Raw genomic sequence first — 21,534 nt, 5'->3', positions numbered from 1 at the left:
TTTGATACGGCCATGACCAGCGGATTGCTTGATCGCGCCTTCTCCACACCGGCCATGTTGGCGGTGTGGTCCGAAGCGGCCACGGTGCGCGCGATGCTCGATGTGGAGGCGGCGCTTGCGCAGGCCGAGGGCGCGGTGGGCGTGATTCCGGCGCAAGCCGTGGCGCCGATTCGCGCGGTGTGCGCCAGCGTAGTGCTGGACTTGGACGCGCTGGGTAACGCCGCTGCCAGCGCGGGCAACCTGGCCATTCCACTGGTCAAACAACTGACTGCCGCTGTCGCGCAGCACGATGAAAACGCCGCGCGCTACGTGCATTGGGGCGCGACGAGTCAGGACATCATCGATACCGGTTTGATGTTGCAGTGGCGGCAGTCGGCTGCGTTGATCGAAGCGGATTTGCAGAAACTGGCCGACGCGCTCGCCGCGCTGGCGCAGCGTCATCGCAATACACCGATGGTGGCGCGCACGTGGCTGCAGCAGGCGCTGCCGACAACGTTCGGGCGCAAGGTTGCGGGCTGGCTGGAAGCCGTGCATCGCGCGCAGGATCGCTTTGCCGCGTTGCGCGCGCATGTGCCCGCGCTGCAGTTTGGCGGGGCGGCAGGCACGCTTGCCAGCCTGGGTGAACAGGCACGCGCTGTCGCCCAAACGCTGGCGCACGAACTTGATCTGCCACTGCCAGCGCTGTCGTGGCACGGCGAGCAGGATCGAATCGCCGATATCGGCACGACGCTCGCGCTGCTGACCGGCACGCTGGGTCACTGCGCACGCGATCTTTCGTTGATGATGCAAACGGAGGTCGGCGAGGTTGCCGAGCCTTCCGGTGCGGGCAAGGGCGGATCTTCCACCATGCCGCATAAGCGCAACCCGGTCGGTTGCGCAACGGTGCTTGCTGCGGCCACGCGCATGCCCGGCTTGGCGAGCACGCTGCTGTCTGCGCTGCCGCAGGAGCACGAACGCGCGCTCGGCGGTTGGCAGGCGCAATGGGCAACATTGCGTGAGATGGCCTGCCTCACGGCCGGCGCGCTCGATCGCATGCGCGAGATGGTCGAAGGTTTGCATGTTGACGCCGCTCGCATGCGCGCAAATCTCGACCTCACGCACGGCCTGATCCTCGGTGAAGCCGTGATGCTGGCGCTGGGTGCAGACATTGGCCGCCTGCAAGCGCATCACGTGGTCGAAGCTGCCAGCCGCAAAGCCTTACAAGAGAGCAGAACGTTGCATGACGTGCTGGCCCAAGACGCCGACGTCCTGCACATCTGGGGCGCGGCCACGCCGCAACGGCTAAGCGCGCTGCTCGATCCCAACCATTACCTTGGCGATGCGGGCGCCGCAGTCGACCGCGTGCTCGCGGAACACGCTCGCCGCCATCCCTGAACACACATTCCACGGAGACACCATGCCCTGGCTTGAACACGACAATGTCCGCCTGTATCACGAATTCGATGATGGGCCCGCCACGGGTAAGCCGGTGCTGGTGCTGTCGAATTCCCTGGGCACGAATCTGGGCATGTGGGAGCCTCAGCTCGAAGCGCTGCGCCAACACTTCCGCTTGCTGCGCTATGACCAGCGTGGCCACGGCCAGTCGAGCGTGCCCGACGCGCCGTTTGGCGTCGCACAACTTGGCGGAGATGTGCTTGCGTTGCTCGACCACTACAACATTGACCTTGCGCTGTTCTGCGGTCTGTCGATGGGCGGGCTGACCGGCCTGTGGCTGGCCGCGCATCACGGCGAGCGCTTCCCGCGCATGGTGGTGACGAACACCGCCGCGCTCATCGGCACGCAGCAGAGCTGGAACACGCGCATCGCGCAGGTCGAGCAAGGCGGTATGGCCAGCATTACGGAAACGGTGCTGGAGCGCTGGTTCACGCAGGGCTATCGCGACGCCAACGCAAGCCGCGTCGACATCGTCAAGGCGATGCTGCTGTCGACGCCGGACGCCGGCTACAACGGCAACTGCGCAGCCATTCGCGATGCGGATTTGCGCGCGCAACTGCCGAACATCCGCGTGCCGATGCTGGTGATTGGTGGTACGCACGATATCTCCACGCCCGCCGCGCAGACCAAACTCATTGCGGACGGTGTGCCGGGTGCGCAATACGTCGAGCTTTGCGCCGGCCACCTCGCCAACTGGGAGCAGGCTGACGGCTATACCGAAGCGCTGGTCAGCTTCTTGACGGCCGGCGTGGCACGCGAGGTCGCCCATGGATGATCGCGAACGCTACGCCGCGGGCATGGAAGTGCGCCGCGCTGTTCTGGGCGACACCCATGTCGACCGTGCCAACGCCGCGCAGACTGAGTTGACCGTACCGTTCCAGGATCTCATCACGCGCTACGCCTGGGGCGAGATCTGGACGCGCCCCGGTTTGCCGCGCCACACGCGCAGTCTGCTGACGATCGCCATGATGGTTGCCCTCGGCCGCGACGGCGAGTTGCGTCTTCACCTGCGTGCTGCTGCCAACAACGGTGTCACCCGCGACGAGATTCAGGAAACGCTTCTGCAGACCGCCATCTACTGCGGCGTGCCGGCAGCCAACCATGCCTTCCACCTTGCGCAGACGGTGTTTGCAGAGATGGACGCCGAGGCCGCATCCAAGACGTAGACGCAGAATCCACCGTCTCGGGTAGGCGCCATGCAACGCACCGGAAAAATGGCCGCCGGCGTCGCCTGCGCGTGATTGTGAACATTCGGGTCAAGTCGGTTACTTCGTGTTCTTGCGTTTGGCGGGCCGATGGCCGGGCTCCCGCCATTCATCCGCCTCGTCGTTGAACAGAGACGACACTAGCGCGCGGAACCATTGGCTGCGCGTGTCGTTATGGAATTTGCGATGCCAGTGCTGCTTGAGATCGAAGCTCGGCAGCTCCAGGGGCGGTTCCATCACGCGGATGTTGCCGTGCGATTGCATGAACGACAGGCCCACAGCGTGCGGCACCGTCGCAATCAAGTCGGTGCGCGCCAGGATGAACGGAATGCTCATGAAGTGTGGCGTGAGCAGCGTCGGCTTCCGTCGGATGCGCTTACGCTCCAGAAAGCGCTCGTACAGTTCCTGGCTGCGCCCCTCCGCGCGCACCACGGCGTGCCCGTATTCCAAAAACTGCGCCATCGACAGCTTCGTGTTGCCGCCCCGCGTGACGGGATGATCTGCGCGCACGATGCAAGTGAAATAGTGCGTGAACAGCCGCTGCTGGAAGAAGTTGTTCTTCTTCAAGTCGGGGAAGTAACCGACGGCCAGGTCGAGCGAACCAGTCTCCAGCGCGCGCTCGATCTGCGCCGGCGGCAGTGATACGGATTGCACCGACGCCCGCGGCGCCTGCCGCGCCATCGCTTCGACAATCCGGGGCAGAAATACCATCTCACCCACGTCCGACAACGAGATCGAAAACGTATGTGTGGTCGTGGCCGGATCGAACGCGCCGGTTTCCAGAATGCCCTGCTGCACGCGCGCCACCACATCGCGCGCTGCCGGAATGAGCGCCAGCGCTCGCGGCGTGGGCTCCATGCCGCGCGAGGTGCGTACGAACAACGGGTCGTCAAACGCGGCACGCAGCTTTCCCAGCGCGGTGCTCACGCCAGGCTGGCTCATGCCGAGCTGTTGCGCGGCCATGCTTACGCTGCGCGCGTCATGCAAGGCCAGCAGGATCGGCAACAGGTTCAGGTCAAAGTCGGGCAGGGTAGACATGGCAATGCACTATCTGAATTGGCGATAGAGTTTATCGCCAATATTGCATTGTGCGATATCAAGGCGCGCGCCAACAATGGTTGCCAGAACGATTCCAAATCCATCCGGAGACAACCAACATGCGCACCCAGGTCGCCATCATTGGCGCGGGCCCGGCAGGCCTTCTGCTCGGGCAGCTTCTGCACCGCAACGGCATCGACGCCGTCATTCTCGAAACCAAGAGCCGCGCGTACGTTGAAGAGCGCATCCGCGCCGGCGTGCTGGAGCAAGGCACGGTCGACGTGCTTAACGAAGCGGGTGTGGGCGAGCGTATGCGGCGCGAAGGGCTGGTGCATCACGGCATCGACCTGCTGTTTGGCGGCAAGCGCCACCGCATTGACCTGACGGCGATGTCGGGCGGCCGCTCGATCACCGTGTATGGGCAGCACGAGGTGGTCAAGGATCTGATTGCGGCGCGCATGGAGCAGGGCGCACCGCTGCTGTTCGATGTGAGCGATGTGTCGGTGCATGACATCGAGTCGGCCACGCCTTCGGTGCAGTTCGTCCACGACGGCGTGCCGCAGACATTGCAATGCGATTACATCGCCGGGTGCGATGGCTTTCACGGCATCTGCCGGCAAGCGATTCCGGCCCAGCGGCAAGCGGTGTTCGAGCGCGTGTATCCGTTTGCCTGGCTGGGCATCCTGGCGGAAGCGGAGCCTGCGGCGGAAGAGCTGATCTACGCGAGCCACGATCGGGGTTTTGCGCTGTTCAGCATGCGCTCACCCAAGATCACGCGGCTCTACCTGCAATGCAAGCCCGATGAGAATCTTGCCGAATGGTCCGATGCGCGCATCTGGGATGAACTCCACACGCGCCTGGAAAACAACGACGGCTGGCGTTTGAAGGAAGGTCCGATCCTGCAGAAGAGCGTCACGCCGATGCGCAGCTTTGTGTGCGAGACGATGCAGTACGGCCGCCTGTTCCTGGCGGGGGACGCCGCGCACATCGTGCCGCCCACCGGCGCGAAAGGCATGAACTTGGCCGTGGCTGACGTTCGCGTGCTGGCTCAGGCGCTCACCGCGCGCTACAAGCAGGAGGACACCGCCCAGCTTGCAGGCTACTCCGAACGTTGCTTGCAACGCGTGTGGCGCGCCGAGCATTTCTCGTGGTGGATGACGTCGATGCTGCATCGCTTTGACGACCACACGCCCTTCATGCAAAAGCTGCAGCGCGCCGAGCTGGACTACGTCACCAGCTCACCGGCCGGGGCCCGCGTGCTCGCCGAAAACTATGTCGGCCTGCCGTTTGCCGATGCGCCGGCCGGTGCGTCGTTGAGTGTGGTCAGTCATTCCAGGGCGGCGTAGTCGTCGGCTTGGACAGCGCAATGCGGGAGACCAGCGGGTGGAAGCCTTGCCCGCGCGAGGCTGTGTAGACCTTCTGCGCGTTGGCCGTCTTCAACGCGTAGTCGATCGTGAAGACAGGCACGTTCCCAGCGCAGTATTTCTGCAGTTGGTCGATCGTCCATTGCGTGTCTTCTGTGCTGGCGGCCTTGTCGCCGCCGGAGGCGCTGCCCCACGCGGCGCCGGCACTGCCGCCGAACCATGTGTCTTCCTGCGAGATGCCGTCGATCGTTGCCAGCAGAGTTGACCCACCGCCGTCGTCAATCAAAGAGGACGCGTTTTGCTGGATCACCGCGAACTGCGGATTGATGGCGCGGCCCGCCGCACGGATCCTGGCAATGAAATCGACCATGGCCTGTGCTGGATCGATGCCAGCCGCCTGGGCTGCGTCCGCCACCGAAGGCTCGGCGTATGCTTCGACCCAATCCAGATAGACGCCATCGAACCCTTCGCGCGCCAGTTGTGCGACAGCGCCGTTCGGCCCGAGCCAGAGCGCTTGCCAGCGCGGATCCCAGAACGCGACGGGGTAATCGCCGGCCCAGCCATCGGGGTCGGCCTGGATGATGAAGTCGGGCGTGCCGGGGCCGTCAGCTGTCGGTGCCTTCCAGCTCGACGTCCAATAGGTACGGAAGTCTTCGGCCTCGCCAATGTCGATGTAAGCGAGCACCTTGCGCGCGGAGCCGTCGGGCTTGGTGCGCAGGCGCGCCACCATGTCCACGGTGTTGAAGTTCTCCAGCCCTTTGACGGTGTTGTTGGCCTCGATGACCAGCATGTCGTACGGCTGCGCGTCCAGCGCATCGATCTGCGCGCCGGTGGTCATGCCCTGCAATTGGTACATCCACGTCTGCACGCCTGCCAGCGGCGAGGTGCCGTTGACACCGCAAGCGGGAGTGGTGATTGCGGCTGCCGCAGTTGCCGTTTTCGACTGCGGTTTCGCGGCATTGGAAGCAACCCTGGCTTGCGGGCTCGATGACGAAACACCGTCGCCGCCACCACCACAGGCAGACAACATTAGCCCGGCACATGCCAGGGCAATGGGACAGATCAGGCGCATTGTCATTCTTGAAAGGGTCGGGAGCGGGTGCCTTGCTCTGAGCGTGCGCATCGGTTTGGATGCCACGGCAAGCTCCGATCCACGCTAGCACAATCGGATGGCGTTGCACCGTGCGGCGGGGCGTGACGTTCTGAAACTTCTTTAGACCAGCGTTCGTCATCGCTTCGGACCTCCTTTCCATGGCCGATGGGCCTGCGCATGCTGTGCCGTGCCCGAAGTCAAACGTTGCCGTCGCTTTCATCGCCATGCAAAACGCACGGGTGTATAGTCAGACAGCACTCGACGTTCAAGAAGGGGGCATTTCAGATGGACACTTCGCCGGCGGGCCAATACAAAGGCTTCGACATTTATCCGTTGGCTTTCCAACATGAACGCACGGCACGCTGGCCCGAGGCCAGGGAAGATCGCAGCTACAACGCAGCCGTGATGATCTGTCGGGCGGGGGAGTCGCCCGAACCCGGGCAGACGCAGGTCTTCCGACTCTCAGGGGATCGACAATTCAGCAATGTGGGTGCTGCACGCATTGCAGCGCTGCGCTTTGCTGAGAGCATCATCGATGGCGACGTGCCTGAACTGTCTCTTCCTGCCGACGGCGCCTGAACCCGCCGAACCTCCCCGTGGTAGAATAGCGGGCGAATCCGGCTCGCCGCCGCGCCAATCATGGCCGGTGGCGGCTGAGTCCAGCACCGGGGAATACCCCGCGCCGAGTCGGGCGGCGCGCTTCTGCGACCGCCACCCATCCTCGCTCTCGCTTGCACGAAACGGCGCGCGCCTTTGGCGGGCGCGATTTGTGTTCCGTGCAACTCGGTACCCCCCAAGCCCGCTGTCCGGGCAGATGATCGCGGCGTACCGCTGCATGCTCCTAGATGCGTGTGGCGTGGTTCGGGTGGGTCATCACATCATTGCAACCATCGGCGCAGCCGCGTGCTGCATACAAAGGAACGAGTTTGGCCAAGGAAGAACTGATTGAATTTGAAGGGGTGGTGTCTGAAGCACTACCCGACAATCGTTTTCGCGTGCAGTTGGAAAACGGCGTGGAAATCTGGGCTTACGCATCGGGCAAGATGCAGAAGCACCGTATCCGCATTCTCGCGGGCGACCGCGTGAAGCTGGAGATGTCGCCGTACGACCTCACGAAGGGTCGCATCAACTACCGGCACAAGTAAAAACGGCTGTGCCGCCAAGACGTCCACCCCGTGGGCGTTTCGAAGAACCGCGTGTCTGCCCGACCCGCGGTTTTTTTATTATTGCTGCGTAAGCAGCGTTAAATTTCGTTGATCTGCCTACAACATCCGGTATCATGCCGCTTGGCTGCCAACGGGGGGAACACAGTTGGCAGCCAACTGAAGTGCAGGGCTTGTCACATATCAAGCCGCGTGCCACCCTCGGGTGAGCTCGCGCCAGCTGTACCAGTCCACTCAATAAGCGCACGGCCGTTGATCGATCCATCGACTCAGCAGGACCTCTAATCGCGCATCCATTCGCCGACCGGGGCGTCATCTGACGCTCGCACCCGTTCGGTGTTCAGTGTGTCAAAGGAGTCACACCACATCGGGATACCGCACAGGTAGGACGGCGCTTGTCCATCGCAGTACTGGGCGTAACGTTTTTTGCGTCCGAGGGAATAGAAAATCACAATGTTGGAAACCAAAAAAGCAGCACAGAGGGCGGCGCGCATGAGCCTGCGCGCTTTGGTGGGTCTGGCGGCAGCAACAACGCTGACAGGCCTGGGAATACAAACCGCCTCGGCGCAGGCCACGCGCCCGAAGGCTCCCATCTACGGCGTCACGCTTGATGACGTCAGCAAAATCAATGCGATCGTGGCCTCGCTCACGCACCTGCCGTACAAGCCGACCGTGCGCGTGGTCTTTGACCCGGGTACTTCGGCCGCCGACTATTACGCACCGCTGGTCAAGCTTCATCAAGTCGCCTACGTGATGGGCGAAGTGATGGATTCGTACTATTTCCCCGTCGACCCGACTACTTACAGCGCACGCACTAACGAGTTGGTGAGCACGCTGAAAAATGTCGTGGATGTATGGGAAATCGCCAATGAAATCAACGGCGAATGGCTGCGTGCCAACCCGAGCGGTCCGACCACGACGGCAACGTCGCAGGAACAGCAGATCGGTCAGATGGTCGGCAATGCCTACGACATCGTGAAGGGCGCGGGTGGCCTGGTGTCGGTGACGATGTACTACAACGACGATGGCAAGGGCACCAACTGCTACGAACTGTCGATGGACTCATGGCGTACCTGGGCGACTAATTTCCTGCCGTCCCGCGTGCTCCAAGGTGCCGACTACGCACTGTTCAGCTACTACCCGTACCAGGACTGCCCAGGATTGAATCCGTCGTGGGCAAACGATTTCAAGTTGCTTGAAAGCATCTTCCCGGTCGCGAAGGTGGGCTTTGGTGAGATTGGCACGTCCAGCATCTCGGCGCCGACCTCCGTACAGCAGAATCTGATCAAGTCGTACTACCCCATGGGTACCACCACGATGGCAGCCGATCCGCGCTTCATCGGCGGCTACTTCTGGTGGAACTACGTTGAGCAGATGCTGCCGTACAGCACCAGTTCGTACTGGAGCTTGCTGAACAACACCATCAAACCGCTGACGGCACCGCAATAAGAACGGCTGCAGCCTCTCCTCGCAAAAGGGTGGAACTCCGCGCCGGACGGACGGGACACGATCCGGCAACAAAAAACCCGCGTCAGCTCACGCTGCGCGGGTTTTTTCCATGGCGACGCGCCTGTTGGCTCAGCCGCGTGCAGCCAGATAGGCTCGGAAGTCGTCAGCGACTTCCTTGTGCTTGAGCGCCAGTTCCACCGTTGCCTTCAGGTAGCCGAGTTTGCTGCCGCAGTCGTAGCGCACGCCCTTGTAGCGATAGGCGAGCACCTGCTCGGCGGACAGCAGCGACTGGATGGCATCCGTGAGCTGCAGTTCCCCGCCCGCGCCGGGTTTGAGGTTGCGGATGTGATCAAAAATGCGCGGCGTGAGGATGTAGCGGCCGACCACCCCCAGGTTGGACGGCGCGTTTTCCGGCGCCGGCTTTTCGACGATGCCCGACATCTTGATCACGCTGCCGTCTTCTTCCCACGGCCGGCCATCGACCACGCCGTACGAACGGCTCTGCTCGCGGTCGATCTCTTCCACGCCAATGACCGAGCAGTTGTAGTGCTCGTACAGGTCGACCATCTGCTTCATGACGGGCGGGTCGCCGTCCAGCAGGTCGTCCGCCAGGATGACTGCGAAGGGCGCGTCGCCCACGAGCTTCTCGGCACATTGCACGGCATGGCCCAGGCCCAGCGCTTCCGGCTGACGCACGTAGAAGCAATCCACATGCGACGGCTTGATCGAACGTACGACCTCCAGCAGGGCAGTCTTGTGCTTGGCTTCCAGTTCCGCTTCCAGTTCGTACGCCTTGTCGAAGTGATCTTCGATGGCGCGCTTGCTGCGGCCCGTGACGAAGATCATCTCGGTGATCCCGGCGGCCATGGCTTCTTCCACGGCGTACTGGATCAACGGCTTGTCTACGACCGGTAGCATTTCCTTCGGGCTGGCCTTGGTGGCCGGCAGAAAGCGGGTTCCGAGCCCCGCGACGGGGAAAACGGCTTTGGTGACGCGTTGCATCGTGGTTTCCTTGATATCGATTGTTCCGGGCGCTCAGGCGGCTTGAACCGGTAGCCGTGCGATCTGGGCCTCCAGCTTGGCCAGCGTGGCTTTGAAATCCGTCACGCGCTTTTGTTCCTGTTCCACCACGGCGGCCGGCGCGCGGGCGACGAACGATTCGTTGCCGAGCTTGGCTTCGCACTTGGTAATCTCGCCGCGCAGGCGGTCGATTTCCTTCGACAGCCGCGCACGCTCGGCAGCCACGTCGATCTCGATCTTCAGCAGCAGCTTGTTCTCGCCGACGATGGCGACCGGTGCGCCTGCGCCGTCCTGCTCCATGGCGGCCGCATCCGTGTAGACCTTCACTTCAGACAACTTGCCCAGAGCCTGCACGTACGGTGCCGCCACCTGCAGGAATTCGGCTTCGCCATTGGCGTACAGCGGCACGCGCTGCGCCGGGGAAATATTCATCTCGCCGCGCAGATTGCGGCAGGCGTCCACCAGCGCCTTCAACTGTTGCACCCACTGCTCGGCCTGTTCGTCGATCTTGGACAGCACGGCGCGCGGGTATTCCTGCAGCGCGAGGCTTTCGGTGCCGTCGCCCTTGGCGCGGCCAGCCATCGGCGCAACCTTCTGCCAGAGTTCTTCGGTAATGAATGGAATGATCGGATGGGCCAGGCGCAGCACGGTTTCCAGCACACGCAGCAGCGTGCGGCGCGTAGCGCGCTGCTGGGCCGGCGTGCCGGTCTGGATTTGCACCTTGGCCAGTTCAAGGTACCAGTCGCAGTATTCGTCCCAGACGAATTTGTAGATGGCGTTGGCGATGTTGTCGAAGCGGTAGTCGGCAAAGCCTTTCTCCACTTCGGTTTCCACGCGCTGCAGCAGCGAGACGATCCAGCGGTCGGCCTGCGAGAAATGCAGGTAGCCTTCTGGGCCGCAATCGCCGACGCATTCCTGCACGCCGCAGTCCTGGCCTTCGGTGTTCATCAGCACGAAGCGCGTGGCGTTCCAGAGCTTGTTGCAGAAGTTCCGATAGCCCTCGCAGCGGCCCGGGTCAAAGTTGATGCTGCGGCCAAGCGTGGCGAGCGAGGCGAACGTAAAGCGCAGCGCGTCGGCACCGAATGCGGGAATGCCTTCGGGGAATTCCTTGCGCGTGCGCTTCTCGACTTTGGGCGCGTCCTTCGGGCGGCGCAGGCCGGTCGTGCGCTTGGCCAGCAGCGGCTCCAGCGCGATACCGTCGATCAGGTCCACCGGGTCGAGCGTGTTGCCTTCGGACTTGCTCATCTTCTTGCCTTCCGAGTCGCGCACGAGGCCGTGCACGTAGACGGTGTGGAAGGGCACTTCGCCGGTGAAGTGCAGGGTCATCATGACCATGCGCGCCACCCAGAAGAAGATGATGTCGTAGCCCGTGACCAGCACGGTGGAGGGCAGGAAGTGCTTCAGTTCCGGCGTATCGGCCGGCCAGCCCAGCGACGAGAACGGCACGAGCGCGGACGAGAACCACGTGTCGAGCACGTCGTCGTCACGCGTGAGTGCGCCGGTGTAGCCCTTAGAAGCTGCCTGGGCCTTGGCTTCCTCTTCGGTGCGGCCAACATACACATTGCCAGCTTCGTCGTACCACGCCGGAATCTGGTGACCCCACCAGAGTTGGCGCGAGATGCACCAGTCCTGGATGTTATTCAGCCACTGGTTGTACGTGTTGACCCACTGCTCGGGCACGAGCTTGATCTTACCGCTCTGCACGGCGTCCAGTGCCACTTCCGCGATGGAGCGGCCCGGGAAGCGCGTGCCTTCGGGCGCCGGTTTGCTCATGGCGACGAACCACTGATCCGTCAGCATCGGCTCGATGACGACGCCGGTACGGTCACCGCGCGGCACCATCAGCGTGTGCTTCTTGACTTCAGCCAGCAGGCCCTGCGCCTCGAGATCCTCGACGATCTTCTTGCGCGCGTCGAAGCGGTCCATGCCTGCATAGGCGGTCGGTGCATCGGCAACGATCTTCGCGTCAAGCGTCAGGATCGACAACTGGGGCAGCTTGTGGCGCTGGCCCACGGCGTAGTCGTTGAAATCGTGGCCAGGGGTGACCTTGACGACGCCGGTGCCGAATTCGCGGTCGACGTATTCGTCGGCAATCACCGGGATCTTGCGATCGGTCAGCGGCAGGTGAACGAACTTGCCGATGAGGTGCGCGTAGCGCTCATCCTCGGGGTGCACCATCACGGCCGTGTCGCCGAGCATCGTCTCGGGGCGGGTGGTGGCCACCGTCAGGTGGGTCAGGCCGCCAACGGCGTCCGGTTCGGCCAGCGGATACCGGATGTGCCACAGCGAGCCTTCTTCTTCCTCGCTCACCACTTCCAGGTCGGACACGGCGGTGCCCAGCACCGGGTCCCAGTTGACCAGGCGCTTGCCGCGGTAGATCAGGCCCTGCTCATACAGGCGCACGAAGACGTCGCTGACCGCGCGCGACATCTTCGGGTCCATCGTGAAATATTCGCGCTCCCAGTCGATTGAGGCGCCCATGCGGCGCACCTGGCGCGTGATGGTCGAACCCGATTGCTCTTTCCATTCCCAGACCTTCTCGACGAACTTCTCGCGGCCCATGTCATGGCGCGACACGCCTTGGGCGTCCAGCTGGCGCTCGACAACGATCTGCGTGGCGATGCCCGCGTGGTCGGTGCCCGGCACCCACAGCGTGTTGGCGCCGGACATGCGCGCGTGGCGCGTCAGGCCGTCCATGATTGTCTGGTTGAACGCGTGGCCCATGTGCAGCGTGCCCGTCACGTTCGGCGGCGGGAGCTGGATACAGAAGTCGGGCTTGCCGGCTTCGAGCGTCGCGCGGGAGACGCCCATCGCTTCCCAGGCCGCGCTCCACTTCTGCTCGATGGTGGCGGGTTCGAAACTCTTGGCGAGGGACTGGTTTTGATCGGTCATGCTGACGGGGCGCAGTGGGCGCAAAAAGACGTTTGGCCCAGGAAAATAGCGGGCGAAAGCTTGGAATTATACGGCGTGTCGATGTCCGGCTCGGGCGAAGCGGCGAATGCGGCCGGTATAATTTCAGGATTCTGCCGAGGCTCCTCCCGCATGTCCGACCTGCTCGCCAATCTGAACCCCGAACAACGCGCTGCCATCACGCTTCCCGATGAATCGGCGCTGATCCTGGCGGGGGCGGGCAGCGGCAAGACGCGCGTGTTGACCACCCGCATCGCGTGGCTGATCCAGAGCGCGCGCGTGTCGCCCTCAGGTGTGCTGGCCGTCACGTTTACGAACAAGGCGGCCAAGGAAATGACGGCCCGCCTGCTGGCCATGCTGCCGATCAACACGCGCGCCATGTGGATCGGCACGTTCCACGGTCTGTGCAACCGGTTGCTGCGCGCGCATTACCGTGATGCCGGTTTGCCGCAGACGTTCCAGATCTTGGATACGCAAGACCAGCTCTCCGCCGTCAAGCGCCTGCTCAAGTCGCTCAATATCGACGACGAGAAATTCCCGCCCAAGAACGTCCAGTACTTCATCAATGGCGCCAAAGAGCAGGGCCTGCGCGCGGGCGATCTGGAAATCGCTAACGAATACGACCGCCGCATGGCCGATCTCTACGCCGCTTACGACGCGCAATGCCAGCGCGAAGGCGTGGTCGATTTTGCAGAGCTGCTGCTGCGCTGCTACGAACTGCTGCGCTACAACGATGCCATCCGCGCGCACTACCAACGGCGCTTCAAGCACATCCTGGTCGACGAGTTCCAGGATACGAACAAGCTGCAATACGCCTGGCTGAAGATCCTGGCCGGCCTGGGCGAGCCTGGTGTCACGCCCAACGCCATCTTTGCCGTGGGCGACGATGACCAGAGCATCTACGCGTTTCGCGGCGCCAACGTCGGCAACATGGTCGACTTCGAGCGTGAATTCCGCGTCGAGCACCGGATCAAGCTGGAGCAGAACTACCGCTCGCACGGCCATATCCTCGATACCGCCAACCACCTGATCTCGCACAACACGCGTCGGCTGGGCAAGAACCTGCGCACGGATGCCGGCCATGGCGAGCCCGTACGCGTCTATCAGGCCGCCACCGACGGGCAGGAAGCCGGCTGGATCGTCGAGGAAATCCGCGACCGCATTGCCAGTGGCACGGCGCGTTCCGAAATCGCCATCCTGTATCGCAGCAACGCGCAGTCGCGGGTGATCGAGCACGCGCTGTTTTCCGCCGGCATCGCCTACAAGGTGTATGGCGGCCTGCGCTTCTTCGAGCGTGCGGAAATCAAGCACGCGTTGGCGTATCTCCAGCTTCTTGAGAATCCCGACAATGACGCCGCGTTTGGCCGCGTGGTGAACTTCCCGGCGCGTGGCGTGGGGGCGCGTTCGCTGGAGCAGCTGCAGGATGCGGCGCGACTGTACGGCATTTCGCTCGCAGCATCGGTGCCTTATCTCACCGGGGCGGCGGGCACCAAGTTGTCGGCGTTTGTGCGTCTGATTGAGCAGATGCGTGCGGACACGCGCCAGATGACGCTGCCCGAAATCGTCCAGCACGTCATTCATGCCAGCGGCCTGATCACGCACTACCAGGGCGAGAAGGAGGGCCAGGACCGCATCGAAAACTTGCAGGAACTGGTGACCGCCGCCCAAGCCTTCGTTGCCGAAGAAGGCTACGGTGTCGACGCGATCGCGACCGCATTGCCGGTGCGCCACGACGCCATGCTGCGCATCGAAGGCGGCGAGATCGATACCGTTTCTGAACTCGTGCTCGACGAGACGCCCGCGGAGATGACACCGCTGGTCGCGTTTCTCACGCACGCCTCGCTAGAGGCTGGCGACAACCAGGCGCAGGCCGGTCAGGATGCCGTGCAGATGATGACCGTGCATGCGGCCAAGGGGCTGGAATTCCATGTCGTTTTCATCACCGGACTGGAAGAGGGTCTGTTCCCCCACGAAAACAGCCAGATGGAGAAGGACGGCCTGGAGGAAGAGCGCCGCCTGATGTACGTGGCGATTACCCGGGCCCGCGAGCGGTTGTATCTGTCGTTCGCGCAGAGCCGCGTGCTGCATGGTCAGATCCGCTACCACATCCGTTCACGCTTCTTTGACGAATTGCCCGAAGCGACGCTGAAGTGGCTGACGCCGCAGCAGTCGGGTTATCAAGCCACCCGCCGTGCGCAAGGCGATTCCGCTTGGGGCAAGGATTGGTTCAAGCGCCCCGAGCGCGGCGATGACGACGCCTACACTGGCCGCCCGACCGGTGGCATGGACACCGGCAAGAACTACGCTGACGCCAAGCGTGCAGAGGCCACGGGCTTCCGCGTGGGCCAGTCGGTGTTCCACAACAAGTTCGGGGAAGGCGTCATCACGACGCTGGAAGGCGAGGGCGCCGAGGCGCGCGCCCAGATCAAGTTCAACCGCCACGGCGTGAAGACGCTGGCGCTGGGCATCGCCAAGCTCGACCCGATCAACTGAGTACCGATCGGGTCATCCGGCCCGATCAGGCCGTCGTGTCAGTCGTTTGGCCGGCCGCCTGCGTGACGTTGAAGCAGCCGCGGTAGGTGGCGTAGAACGAGCAGTACAGCACCGCCATCACCAGAATCCGGTACGGCGTGGCAATGATGGGGGCGATGTTGTTGGCGCCGCTCGACGCGAACAGCGCATCGATGAACAGCGGCACGGCGATCAGCAAAATTGCGACCAGCACGCCGTACGCGATGAACGCCGCGCGGTTGCGCCATACGGCCATCCAGCTGAAGAACAGCGCCTTGCCCACCGGAATGCCGTGCCATGCGACCAGCAGCGGCGCAAACCAGAACAGCACTGCCACGGGGATGTACAGCACCGAGCCCATCACCATGGCGAGATAGAACTCGCGGATGGCATCAGCGGTGAGCGGTTTGTCGCTGACCACGGTCATGAGCGTGTCGACATCCACCATCGTCATCAGCACGCCGCTGACCACGAGTACCAGCACGCCATAGATGCCGCCGAGCTTTAGCAGGCTGCGCATCGCATCCTTGCCGTACGCACGAAAGCCGGCGATGAGCGACGCAGGCCCCACGCGCTTGCCAGCAACCGTATCGCGGCAGGCCGACATGAAGCCAACAAAGATAGCCGGATTCACCAGCAGGATGGCGAACACACCAATCGGCGGCACCAGCAGCATCAGCAGGTTGACCGCAAACAGGTAGATGAACAGCAGCAGCAAGAATCCGATCGGGTTCTTGCGAAACAGCCACGCACCCTGGCGCAGCCAGACGTAGCCTTGCTTGGCCGGTACTTCAATCAGTTGCATGGTTGGGGAAGATCCAGAGTCAGGGCGCCCGCGCCAACCCGTTCACGGAGCACGCGCTCAAAGTGGGTGGGGTCATGCGGTTTGAGCAGTTCGGCGTCGCGCGGCAGATAGAAATCCCACAGGCGCGAGACCCAGAAACGATAGGCTGCGGCGCGCAGCATGTCTTGCCAGTGCCGTGCCTCAGCGTCGGTGAAGGGCCGCACGGCGTGATACGCGTGGAGCATGGCCCGTGCCCGATCATCATCCAGCACGCCCGTGGCCAAGTCGATGCACCAGTCGTTCACGGTGACGGCCACGTCGAAGAGCCACTTGTCGACACCGGCAAAGTAAAAATCGAAGAAGCCACCCAGGCGTTCCGGCTGGCCATCGGCGGCCGGCTCGAACAGCACGTTGTCACGGAAGAGGTCGCAATGGCACGGGCCTTCGGGCAGCGCGGCGTAGTCGGCGCTGGCGAAGAAGCGTTGCTGATGCGCGAGTTCGTTTTCCAGCAGCGCGCGCGTGTCGCCGTGCACGAAGGGTACGACGTCGGGCACGACTTCGTTCCACCACGGCAGGCTGCGCAGATTCGGCTGATGGCGTGGGTAGTCGCGTCCGGCCAGATGCATGCGCGCGAGCATGTCGCCGACGATGGCGCATTCCGACACCGTGGGCGCCAGGTTCGAGCGGCCCGCCAGACGCGTCACGATGGTCGCCGGCTTGCCGTTGAGCGTGCGCAGAATCTCGCCGTCGCGCCCCGGAATCGGTGCCGGCACGCTGATGTCGTGCTGCGCCAGATGCTGCATCAGATACAGGTAGAACGGCAGTTGCTCAAGCGTCAGTCGCTCGAACAGGGTGACGACGTATTCGTGCGTCTGCCCATCTTTTTCCGTGGTCAGGAAGAAGTTGGAGTTTTCGATCCCGGAGGGGATGCCGCGAAATGCGCGCACGGCGCCCACATCGTATTGATCCAGCCAGAGAGCGATCTCGGCGTCGGAGACCGGGGTGAAAACAGCCATGCTTCAGGAATGGGAAACGGGTGGAGGGAAATGCAACCGGCCCACCATGGAGCCGGCTTGCAGGCGCCGCGCTCGCGGCACAGGCTTAGAACTTCAGGACGTTGACTGAGGGCACACGATCGATATTGCCGCGCTCACGAATGCGCGGCGAGCTGTCTTCGGGCTTGCTCATGTTGTAGGAGGTGCCCATGCCCGATTTGACATGGATGTCCGGTGCCTGACCCTTCTGGAAGCGGTATTCCTCGACTTGCGTACCGTCGTTGTCGCGGTAGTCGAAGCTCGGTTTGACGCGCTCGTTGTGGATCGCGCCGTGGGTCGGCTTGGAAATCGGCTGATTGTTGATCGCTTTAACGTCCGGCAGGTCCAGGCCGGCGCTGTCGGAAGTCACTTCGGCGTGCGCGGGCAGGGCGAGGCAAAAAACGGCGCCTGCCAGCAGCCCAGCGTGGCGCATCAGACGCGCGGCATTGGCAAAGCCGGAGTGGACGGGGGCGGACGGGTGAAGCAGCGAATCCATCATGGACTCCGGCGGGTGATCTGAGACCCTACATTCTAGCAGTCCAGCCTCCCGCCATCGTCCGTTCGCGTGGCGCGAAATGCCACACCCAAGGTTACAGATAGAACATTTCTTCCTTGGGCGGAATCGGCGAGGTACCTTCGCGCTTTTCGTAGAACTCGTAGACGGCATCGAGCGCGTCCTTGGGTTCGTCGACGATGCGCATGATGTCCAGGTCGTGCTCGGCAATCAGGCCCATTGGCAGCAGCGTGAAGCGGAACCAATCCAGCAGGCCCTTCCAGAAATGGCTGCCGAACATGACCACCGGAACACTGCGCGATTTGCCGGTCTGGACAAGTGTGAGCACTTCAGCCAGTTCATCGAGCGTGCCGAAACCGCCGGGCATGACGATGAACGCATCCGAGTTCTTCACGAAGGTGACCTTGCGTGTGAAGAAATGGCGGAAGCGCATCGAGATGTCCTGGTATCGATTGCCTTGCTGTTCGTGCGGCAGTTCGATGTTCAGGCCGACGCTGGCCGACTTGCCGGCGTGCGCGCCCTTGTTGGCCGCTTCCATGATGCCGGGGCCGCCGCCGGAGATGACGGCGAAGCCCGCATCCGAGAACAACCGGGCGATTTCGATGGTGCGTTCGTAGTACGGCGAATCCTCGCGCAGGCGCGCGCTGCCATAGATCGAGACGGCCGGACGGATCTCCGAGAGGTACTCGGTCGCCTCGATGAACTCTGCCATAATCGTGAACATCTGCCAGGAGGCGCGCGCTTTCTTTGCGGTAGCGCGTTCTTCGTCGGCGAGTGCCCGCAGGCTGGGGATCATCTTGCGATCGGTACGGCCGTGTGACACGTCAGCTTTGGGCTCGTGTTCAACGCCCACTGTCACGTTGACGTCCATGTCGGCGGTGGTGGCCTGGCGCGAGGGGCTCACTCCGGTCAGTTCAGCCGCCGAAACCTCCGTCGCGGAAGCACCAGCAGCCTGCTTTGCCAAGTCGCCTTCAGCAGAAGCGCCATTATCGGAAACGCCTTTTGGCGTGCCAGTCACTTTAGAGTCCATGGGAATGTCGGAAAGTCAAGAAACGCTGTTGCTCGTCGATGGCTCGAGTTATCTATACCGTGCCTATCACGCACTGCCCGACTTGCGAAACGGAGAAGGGTTTCCTACGGGGGCCATCTACGGCATCGTCAACATGCTGCGCAAACTGCGCAACGACTACCCGGCCAAGTATAGCGCCTGCATTTTCGACGCCAAAGGCAAGACCTTTCGCGACGACCTCTATCCGGCCTACAAAGAACACCGCGCGCCCATGCCCGACGACCTGCGCGCGCAGATCGAACCGATCCACGAAGCCGTGCGGGCATTGGGTTGGCCCATCCTGGTGGTCGAAGGTGTCGAGGCCGACGACGTGATCGGTACCTTGGCCGAACGGGCGGCTCGCGAAGGCGTCCGGACCATCGTCTCAACGGGTGATAAGGACCTCGCTCAATTGGTGAATGATCACGTCACGCTGGTCAACACCATGACCAACGAAACGCTCGATCCGGCAGGCGTGCAAGCCAAGTTCGGCGTGCCGCCCGAACGTATCGTCGACTATCTCTCGCTGATTGGCGACACCGTGGACAACGTGCCCGGCGTGCCGAAGGTGGGCCCGAAAACCGCGGTGAAATGGCTGACGGAATTCGGCACGCTCGACAACGTCATGGCGCGTGCGGGCGAGATCAAGGGCGTGGTGGGCGACAACCTGCGCAACACGCTTGAGTGGCTACCCAAGGGCCGCGAACTGCTGACCGTGAAGCTCGACTGCGACCTCAGCAAGGAGGTGCCGACATTCGATGCGCTGATCGACGGCGGCGAAGACAAATCCAAGCTCGTCGATTTCTTCTCGCGTTATGGCTTCAAGACGTGGTTGCGCGAGGCTTCCGGCGATGCGCTGCCCGATACGCGAAGCGTGGGTGCTGCGCGCAAGGCCGCGACGCCGGTGAAGAACTACGCCGGCGAGGCTGCACAACTGCAGGCCCAGGCCAACCTGTTCGATGTGGAAGCGCCGCCCGACGAGATCAAGTATGAGACGGTGACGACCGAAGCGCAGCTCGAATCGTGGATGCAGCGTCTGGATGAAGTGGACCTCGGCTGCATCGATACCGAGACGACATCCATCGACCCGATGCTCGCGCAGTTGGTAGGCATTTCGCTGTCGGTCAAGCCGGGCGAGGCTTGCTACATTCCGGTGGCGCATCGCGGCCCGGATGTGGCCGGGTTTGATGCAGCGGCGCAGCTCTCGCGAGACACCGTGCTCGCGCGCATGAAGCTGTGGCTTGAAGATGAATCGCGCAAGAAGGTCGGCCAGCATCTGAAGTACGACGCGCATGTGTTTGCCAACCATGGCATCGCGCTGCGCGGCATCGAGCACGACACGATGCTCGAATCGTATGTGCTGGAATCTCACCGCAATCACGGCATGGACGCGCTTGCCGAGCGCGTGCTGCACTTGAAGACGATCACCTACGAAGCGGTGTGCGGCAAGGGTGCATCGCAGATCGGTTTTGATGAGGTGCCGCTCGATCGCGCGACCGAGTATGCGGCGGAGGACGCCGATATCACGCTGCGTCTGCATCGCACGCTGTTCCCCAAGGTGGCCGAAGACGACAAGCTGCGCTACGTCTACGAGCAGATCGAAATGCCGACCTCCATCGTTCTGCAGAAAATGGAGCGCAACGGCGTGCTGATCGATGCCGAACGCCTGGCCAGGCAGAGCAACGAGCTGGGCTTGCGCCTGATCGATCTGGAGGCCGAGGCGCACAAGCTTGCCGGGCAGCCGTTCAATCTCGGCTCGCCCAAGCAGATCGGTGACATCTTTTTCAACCAGATGAAGCTGCCGGTCATCAAGAAGACCGCGAGCGGCGCGCCGTCGACTGACGAAGAAGTGCTGCAGAAGCTGGCCGAAGACTACCCCCTGCCGAAGCTGCTGCTCGATTACCGGGGCCTGGCCAAGCTCAAGTCCACCTACACCGACAAGCTGCCCAAGATGGTCAACCCGCGCACTGGCCGCGTTCACACCACCTACGGTCAGGCTACGGCGGTGACAGGGCGCCTGGCCTCGACCGATCCGAACCTGCAGAACATTCCGGTGCGCACGGAAGAAGGGCGACGCATCCGCGAAGCGTTCATCGCGCCGGAGGGCAGCGTGATCGTGTCGGCCGACTACTCGCAGATCGAGCTGCGCATCATGGCGCATCTGTCGCAGGACGAAGGCCTGATGCGTGCGTTCCGTGAGGGGCAGGATGTGCACCGCGCAACGGCCGCCGAAGTGTTCAACGTGACGCCGCTGGAGGTCTCACCCGACCAGCGCCGTGTGGCCAAGGTCATCAACTTCGGTCTGATCTACGGCATGAGCGCGTTCGGCCTGGCGAGCAACCTGGGCATCGGGCGCGACGCTGCCAAGCTCTATATCGATCGCTACTTCGCCCGCTACCCCGGCGCCGCGAGCTACATGGACCAGACTCGCCAGTGCGCGCGCGAGGAAGGCTACGTGGAGACCGTCTTCGGCCGTCGCCTGTGGCTGCCCGACATCAATGGCGGCAACGGCCCGCGCCGCCAGGCTGCCGAGCGCGCCGCCATTAATGCGCCGATGCAAGGCACGGCGGCTGACCTGATCAAGCTGTCGATGTTGGCTGTGCAAGGTTGGCTCGAAGCCGAGGCGATGCGCTCGCGCTTGGTCATGCAGGTGCACGATGAACTGGTTCTGGAAGTTCCGCAGGACGAATTGGCCGTGGTGCGCGAGCGTCTGCCCGAGCTCATGTGCAGCGTCGCAACGTTGCGCGTGCCCCTGGTGGCCGAAGTGGGTGTAGGCGCCAACTGGGAAGAGGCGCACTGACGCAATCGCTTGCCAGCTGAGCGCTACACCGTCAAACAAGGGATGGCGCCAGTTTGCCTGCCGAGGCAGCCTGCGGATGGCCTGGGCATGCGGTCGTCATGATTCGCCATATCCATGCGCGCGGGGTTGCGGTGAATTTTGCGTTGCAGCAGACTGCACCTGACAGA

17 protein-coding genes are annotated in these 21,534 nt (G+C 63.0%); 9 read left to right on the top strand and 8 right to left on the bottom strand.

The window, feature by feature from the left end; all coding sequences use genetic code 11:
• Positions 1-12: 12 nt before the first annotated feature.
• The 3 genes from ACTJK6_RS14335 to pcaC are packed head-to-tail and all read left to right on the top strand — an operon-like array spanning position 13 to position 2,600.
• Positions 13-1,374, top strand: a complete 1,362-nt coding sequence (locus tag ACTJK6_RS14335; protein WP_440839426.1) for a 3-carboxy-cis,cis-muconate cycloisomerase — start codon at positions 13-15, stop codon at positions 1,372-1,374.
• A gap of 22 nt (positions 1,375-1,396) precedes the next feature.
• Positions 1,397-2,209, top strand: coding sequence for a 3-oxoadipate enol-lactonase (gene pcaD, locus ACTJK6_RS14330; protein ID WP_440839425.1), 813 nt, complete (start codon positions 1,397-1,399; stop codon positions 2,207-2,209).
• Positions 2,202-2,600 carry a 4-carboxymuconolactone decarboxylase gene (gene pcaC / locus ACTJK6_RS14325; RefSeq protein WP_440839424.1) on the top strand — a complete coding sequence of 133 codons (399 nt, stop codon included), beginning with the start codon at positions 2,202-2,204 and terminating at the stop codon, positions 2,598-2,600. The genes pcaD and pcaC overlap by 8 nt, the downstream gene beginning before the upstream one ends.
• 99 nt (positions 2,601-2,699) lie before the next feature.
• Here pcaC and ACTJK6_RS14320 read toward each other — a convergent pair whose 3' ends face one another.
• On the bottom strand, positions 2,700-3,677 hold the full coding sequence (locus ACTJK6_RS14320) for a LysR family transcriptional regulator (RefSeq protein WP_440839423.1): 978 nt from the start codon (positions 3,675-3,677) through the stop codon (positions 2,700-2,702).
• 119 nt (positions 3,678-3,796) lie between these two features.
• On the opposite strand from ACTJK6_RS14320, the gene pobA reads away from it, so the two are divergent.
• Positions 3,797-5,023: a 4-hydroxybenzoate 3-monooxygenase gene (pobA, locus tag ACTJK6_RS14315; protein WP_440076109.1), complete on the top strand. Its 1,227-nt coding sequence runs from the start codon at positions 3,797-3,799 to the stop codon at positions 5,021-5,023.
• Here pobA and ACTJK6_RS14310 read toward each other — a convergent pair.
• Positions 5,001-6,113: an endo alpha-1,4 polygalactosaminidase gene (locus tag ACTJK6_RS14310; protein ID WP_440839422.1), complete on the bottom strand. Its 1,113-nt coding sequence runs from the start codon at positions 6,111-6,113 to the stop codon at positions 5,001-5,003. The genes pobA and ACTJK6_RS14310 overlap by 23 nt on opposite strands.
• A 306-nt stretch (positions 6,114-6,419) precedes the next feature.
• On the opposite strand from ACTJK6_RS14310, the gene ACTJK6_RS14305 reads away from it, so the two are divergent.
• The 3 genes from ACTJK6_RS14305 to ACTJK6_RS14295 all read left to right on the top strand — a co-directional run bounded on the left by ACTJK6_RS14305 (position 6,420) and on the right by ACTJK6_RS14295 (position 8,746).
• Complete coding sequence (locus tag ACTJK6_RS14305) at positions 6,420-6,713, top strand: hypothetical protein (protein ID WP_004631110.1); 294 nt, start codon at positions 6,420-6,422, stop codon at positions 6,711-6,713.
• A 347-nt stretch (positions 6,714-7,060) separates the two neighbouring features.
• A complete protein-coding gene (infA, locus tag ACTJK6_RS14300) occupies positions 7,061-7,279 on the top strand; it encodes a translation initiation factor IF-1 (RefSeq protein WP_004631109.1) in 219 nt (72 codons plus the stop codon).
• 471 nt (positions 7,280-7,750) lie between these two features.
• Entirely contained in the window at positions 7,751-8,746 is a 996-nt protein-coding gene (locus ACTJK6_RS14295) for a hypothetical protein (RefSeq protein ID WP_232040648.1), read from the top strand.
• A gap of 129 nt (positions 8,747-8,875) precedes the next feature.
• Here the strand turns inward: ACTJK6_RS14295 and galU are convergent, their stop codons facing one another.
• Positions 8,876-9,748, bottom strand: coding sequence for a UTP--glucose-1-phosphate uridylyltransferase GalU (gene galU, locus ACTJK6_RS14290; RefSeq protein WP_232040647.1), 873 nt, complete (start codon positions 9,746-9,748; stop codon positions 8,876-8,878).
• A gap of 33 nt (positions 9,749-9,781) precedes the next feature.
• Positions 9,782-12,658: a valine--tRNA ligase gene (locus ACTJK6_RS14285; protein ID WP_440839421.1), complete on the bottom strand. Its 2,877-nt coding sequence runs from the start codon at positions 12,656-12,658 to the stop codon at positions 9,782-9,784.
• Positions 12,659-12,808: 150 nt separating this feature from the next.
• Here ACTJK6_RS14285 and ACTJK6_RS14280 point away from each other — a divergent pair, with 150 nt between their 5' ends.
• Positions 12,809-15,169 (top strand): UvrD-helicase domain-containing protein, encoded by a 2,361-nt coding sequence (locus ACTJK6_RS14280; RefSeq protein WP_440839420.1) that lies wholly within the window; start codon positions 12,809-12,811, stop codon positions 15,167-15,169.
• A 25-nt stretch (positions 15,170-15,194) separates the two neighbouring features.
• Here the strand turns inward: ACTJK6_RS14280 and ACTJK6_RS14275 are convergent, their stop codons facing one another.
• The 4 genes from ACTJK6_RS14275 to ACTJK6_RS14260 form a co-directional block, all read right to left on the bottom strand.
• The gene (locus ACTJK6_RS14275; RefSeq protein ID WP_147218008.1) at positions 15,195-15,992 is read right to left on the bottom strand and encodes a BPSS1780 family membrane protein; all 798 of its coding nucleotides are present in this window, start codon (positions 15,990-15,992) and stop codon (positions 15,195-15,197) included.
• Positions 15,983-16,987 (bottom strand): homoserine kinase, encoded by a 1,005-nt coding sequence (locus tag ACTJK6_RS14270; protein WP_414560870.1) that lies wholly within the window; start codon positions 16,985-16,987, stop codon positions 15,983-15,985. The genes ACTJK6_RS14275 and ACTJK6_RS14270 overlap by 10 nt, the downstream gene beginning before the upstream one ends.
• A gap of 85 nt (positions 16,988-17,072) precedes the next feature.
• Positions 17,073-17,501: a hypothetical protein gene (locus tag ACTJK6_RS14265; protein ID WP_232043031.1), complete on the bottom strand. Its 429-nt coding sequence runs from the start codon at positions 17,499-17,501 to the stop codon at positions 17,073-17,075.
• Between the two features lie 94 nt (positions 17,502-17,595).
• Entirely contained in the window at positions 17,596-18,549 is a 954-nt protein-coding gene (locus ACTJK6_RS14260; RefSeq protein ID WP_232040643.1) for a TIGR00730 family Rossman fold protein, read from the bottom strand.
• A gap of 4 nt (positions 18,550-18,553) precedes the next feature.
• On the opposite strand from ACTJK6_RS14260, the gene polA reads away from it, so the two are divergent.
• On the top strand, positions 18,554-21,367 hold the full coding sequence (gene polA, locus ACTJK6_RS14255; RefSeq protein WP_440839419.1) for a DNA polymerase I: 2,814 nt from the start codon (positions 18,554-18,556) through the stop codon (positions 21,365-21,367).
• Positions 21,368-21,534 lie beyond the last annotated feature (167 nt).

Origin of the sequence: Ralstonia sp. 22086, from assembly GCF_052045975.1 — a bacterium.
Classification (GTDB): Bacteria; Pseudomonadota; Gammaproteobacteria; order Burkholderiales; family Burkholderiaceae; genus Ralstonia; species Ralstonia wenshanensis.
Note: the sequence above shows the minus strand (reverse complement) of the source record. Positions and strands in the feature narration are given on the sequence as shown.

What these genes read in the sequence shown, in the direction of transcription:
- ACTJK6_RS14335 (WP_440839426.1), top strand. Translation starts at nt 13, where the DNA reads ATGACCAGCGGATTGCTTGATCGCGCCTTCTCCACACCGGCCATGTTG.
- pcaD (WP_440839425.1), top strand. Translation starts at nt 1,397, where the DNA reads ATGCCCTGGCTTGAACACGACAATGTCCGCCTGTATCACGAATTCGAT.
- pcaC (WP_440839424.1), top strand. Translation starts at nt 2,202, where the DNA reads ATGGATGATCGCGAACGCTACGCCGCGGGCATGGAAGTGCGCCGCGCT.
- ACTJK6_RS14320 (WP_440839423.1), bottom strand. Translation starts at nt 3,677, where the DNA reads ATGTCTACCCTGCCCGACTTTGACCTGAACCTGTTGCCGATCCTGCTG.
- pobA (WP_440076109.1), top strand. Translation starts at nt 3,797, where the DNA reads ATGCGCACCCAGGTCGCCATCATTGGCGCGGGCCCGGCAGGCCTTCTG.
- ACTJK6_RS14310 (WP_440839422.1), bottom strand. Translation starts at nt 6,113, where the DNA reads ATGCGCCTGATCTGTCCCATTGCCCTGGCATGTGCCGGGCTAATGTTG.
- ACTJK6_RS14305 (WP_004631110.1), top strand. Translation starts at nt 6,420, where the DNA reads ATGGACACTTCGCCGGCGGGCCAATACAAAGGCTTCGACATTTATCCG.
- ACTJK6_RS14295 (WP_232040648.1), top strand. Translation starts at nt 7,751, where the DNA reads ATGTTGGAAACCAAAAAAGCAGCACAGAGGGCGGCGCGCATGAGCCTG.
- galU (WP_232040647.1), bottom strand. Translation starts at nt 9,748, where the DNA reads ATGCAACGCGTCACCAAAGCCGTTTTCCCCGTCGCGGGGCTCGGAACC.
- ACTJK6_RS14285 (WP_440839421.1), bottom strand. Translation starts at nt 12,658, where the DNA reads ATGACCGATCAAAACCAGTCCCTCGCCAAGAGTTTCGAACCCGCCACC.
- ACTJK6_RS14280 (WP_440839420.1), top strand. Translation starts at nt 12,809, where the DNA reads ATGTCCGACCTGCTCGCCAATCTGAACCCCGAACAACGCGCTGCCATC.
- ACTJK6_RS14275 (WP_147218008.1), bottom strand. Translation starts at nt 15,992, where the DNA reads ATGCAACTGATTGAAGTACCGGCCAAGCAAGGCTACGTCTGGCTGCGC.
- ACTJK6_RS14270 (WP_414560870.1), bottom strand. Translation starts at nt 16,987, where the DNA reads ATGGCTGTTTTCACCCCGGTCTCCGACGCCGAGATCGCTCTCTGGCTG.
- ACTJK6_RS14265 (WP_232043031.1), bottom strand. Translation starts at nt 17,501, where the DNA reads ATGGATTCGCTGCTTCACCCGTCCGCCCCCGTCCACTCCGGCTTTGCC.
- ACTJK6_RS14260 (WP_232040643.1), bottom strand. Translation starts at nt 18,549, where the DNA reads ATGGACTCTAAAGTGACTGGCACGCCAAAAGGCGTTTCCGATAATGGC.
- polA (WP_440839419.1), top strand. Translation starts at nt 18,554, where the DNA reads ATGTCGGAAAGTCAAGAAACGCTGTTGCTCGTCGATGGCTCGAGTTAT.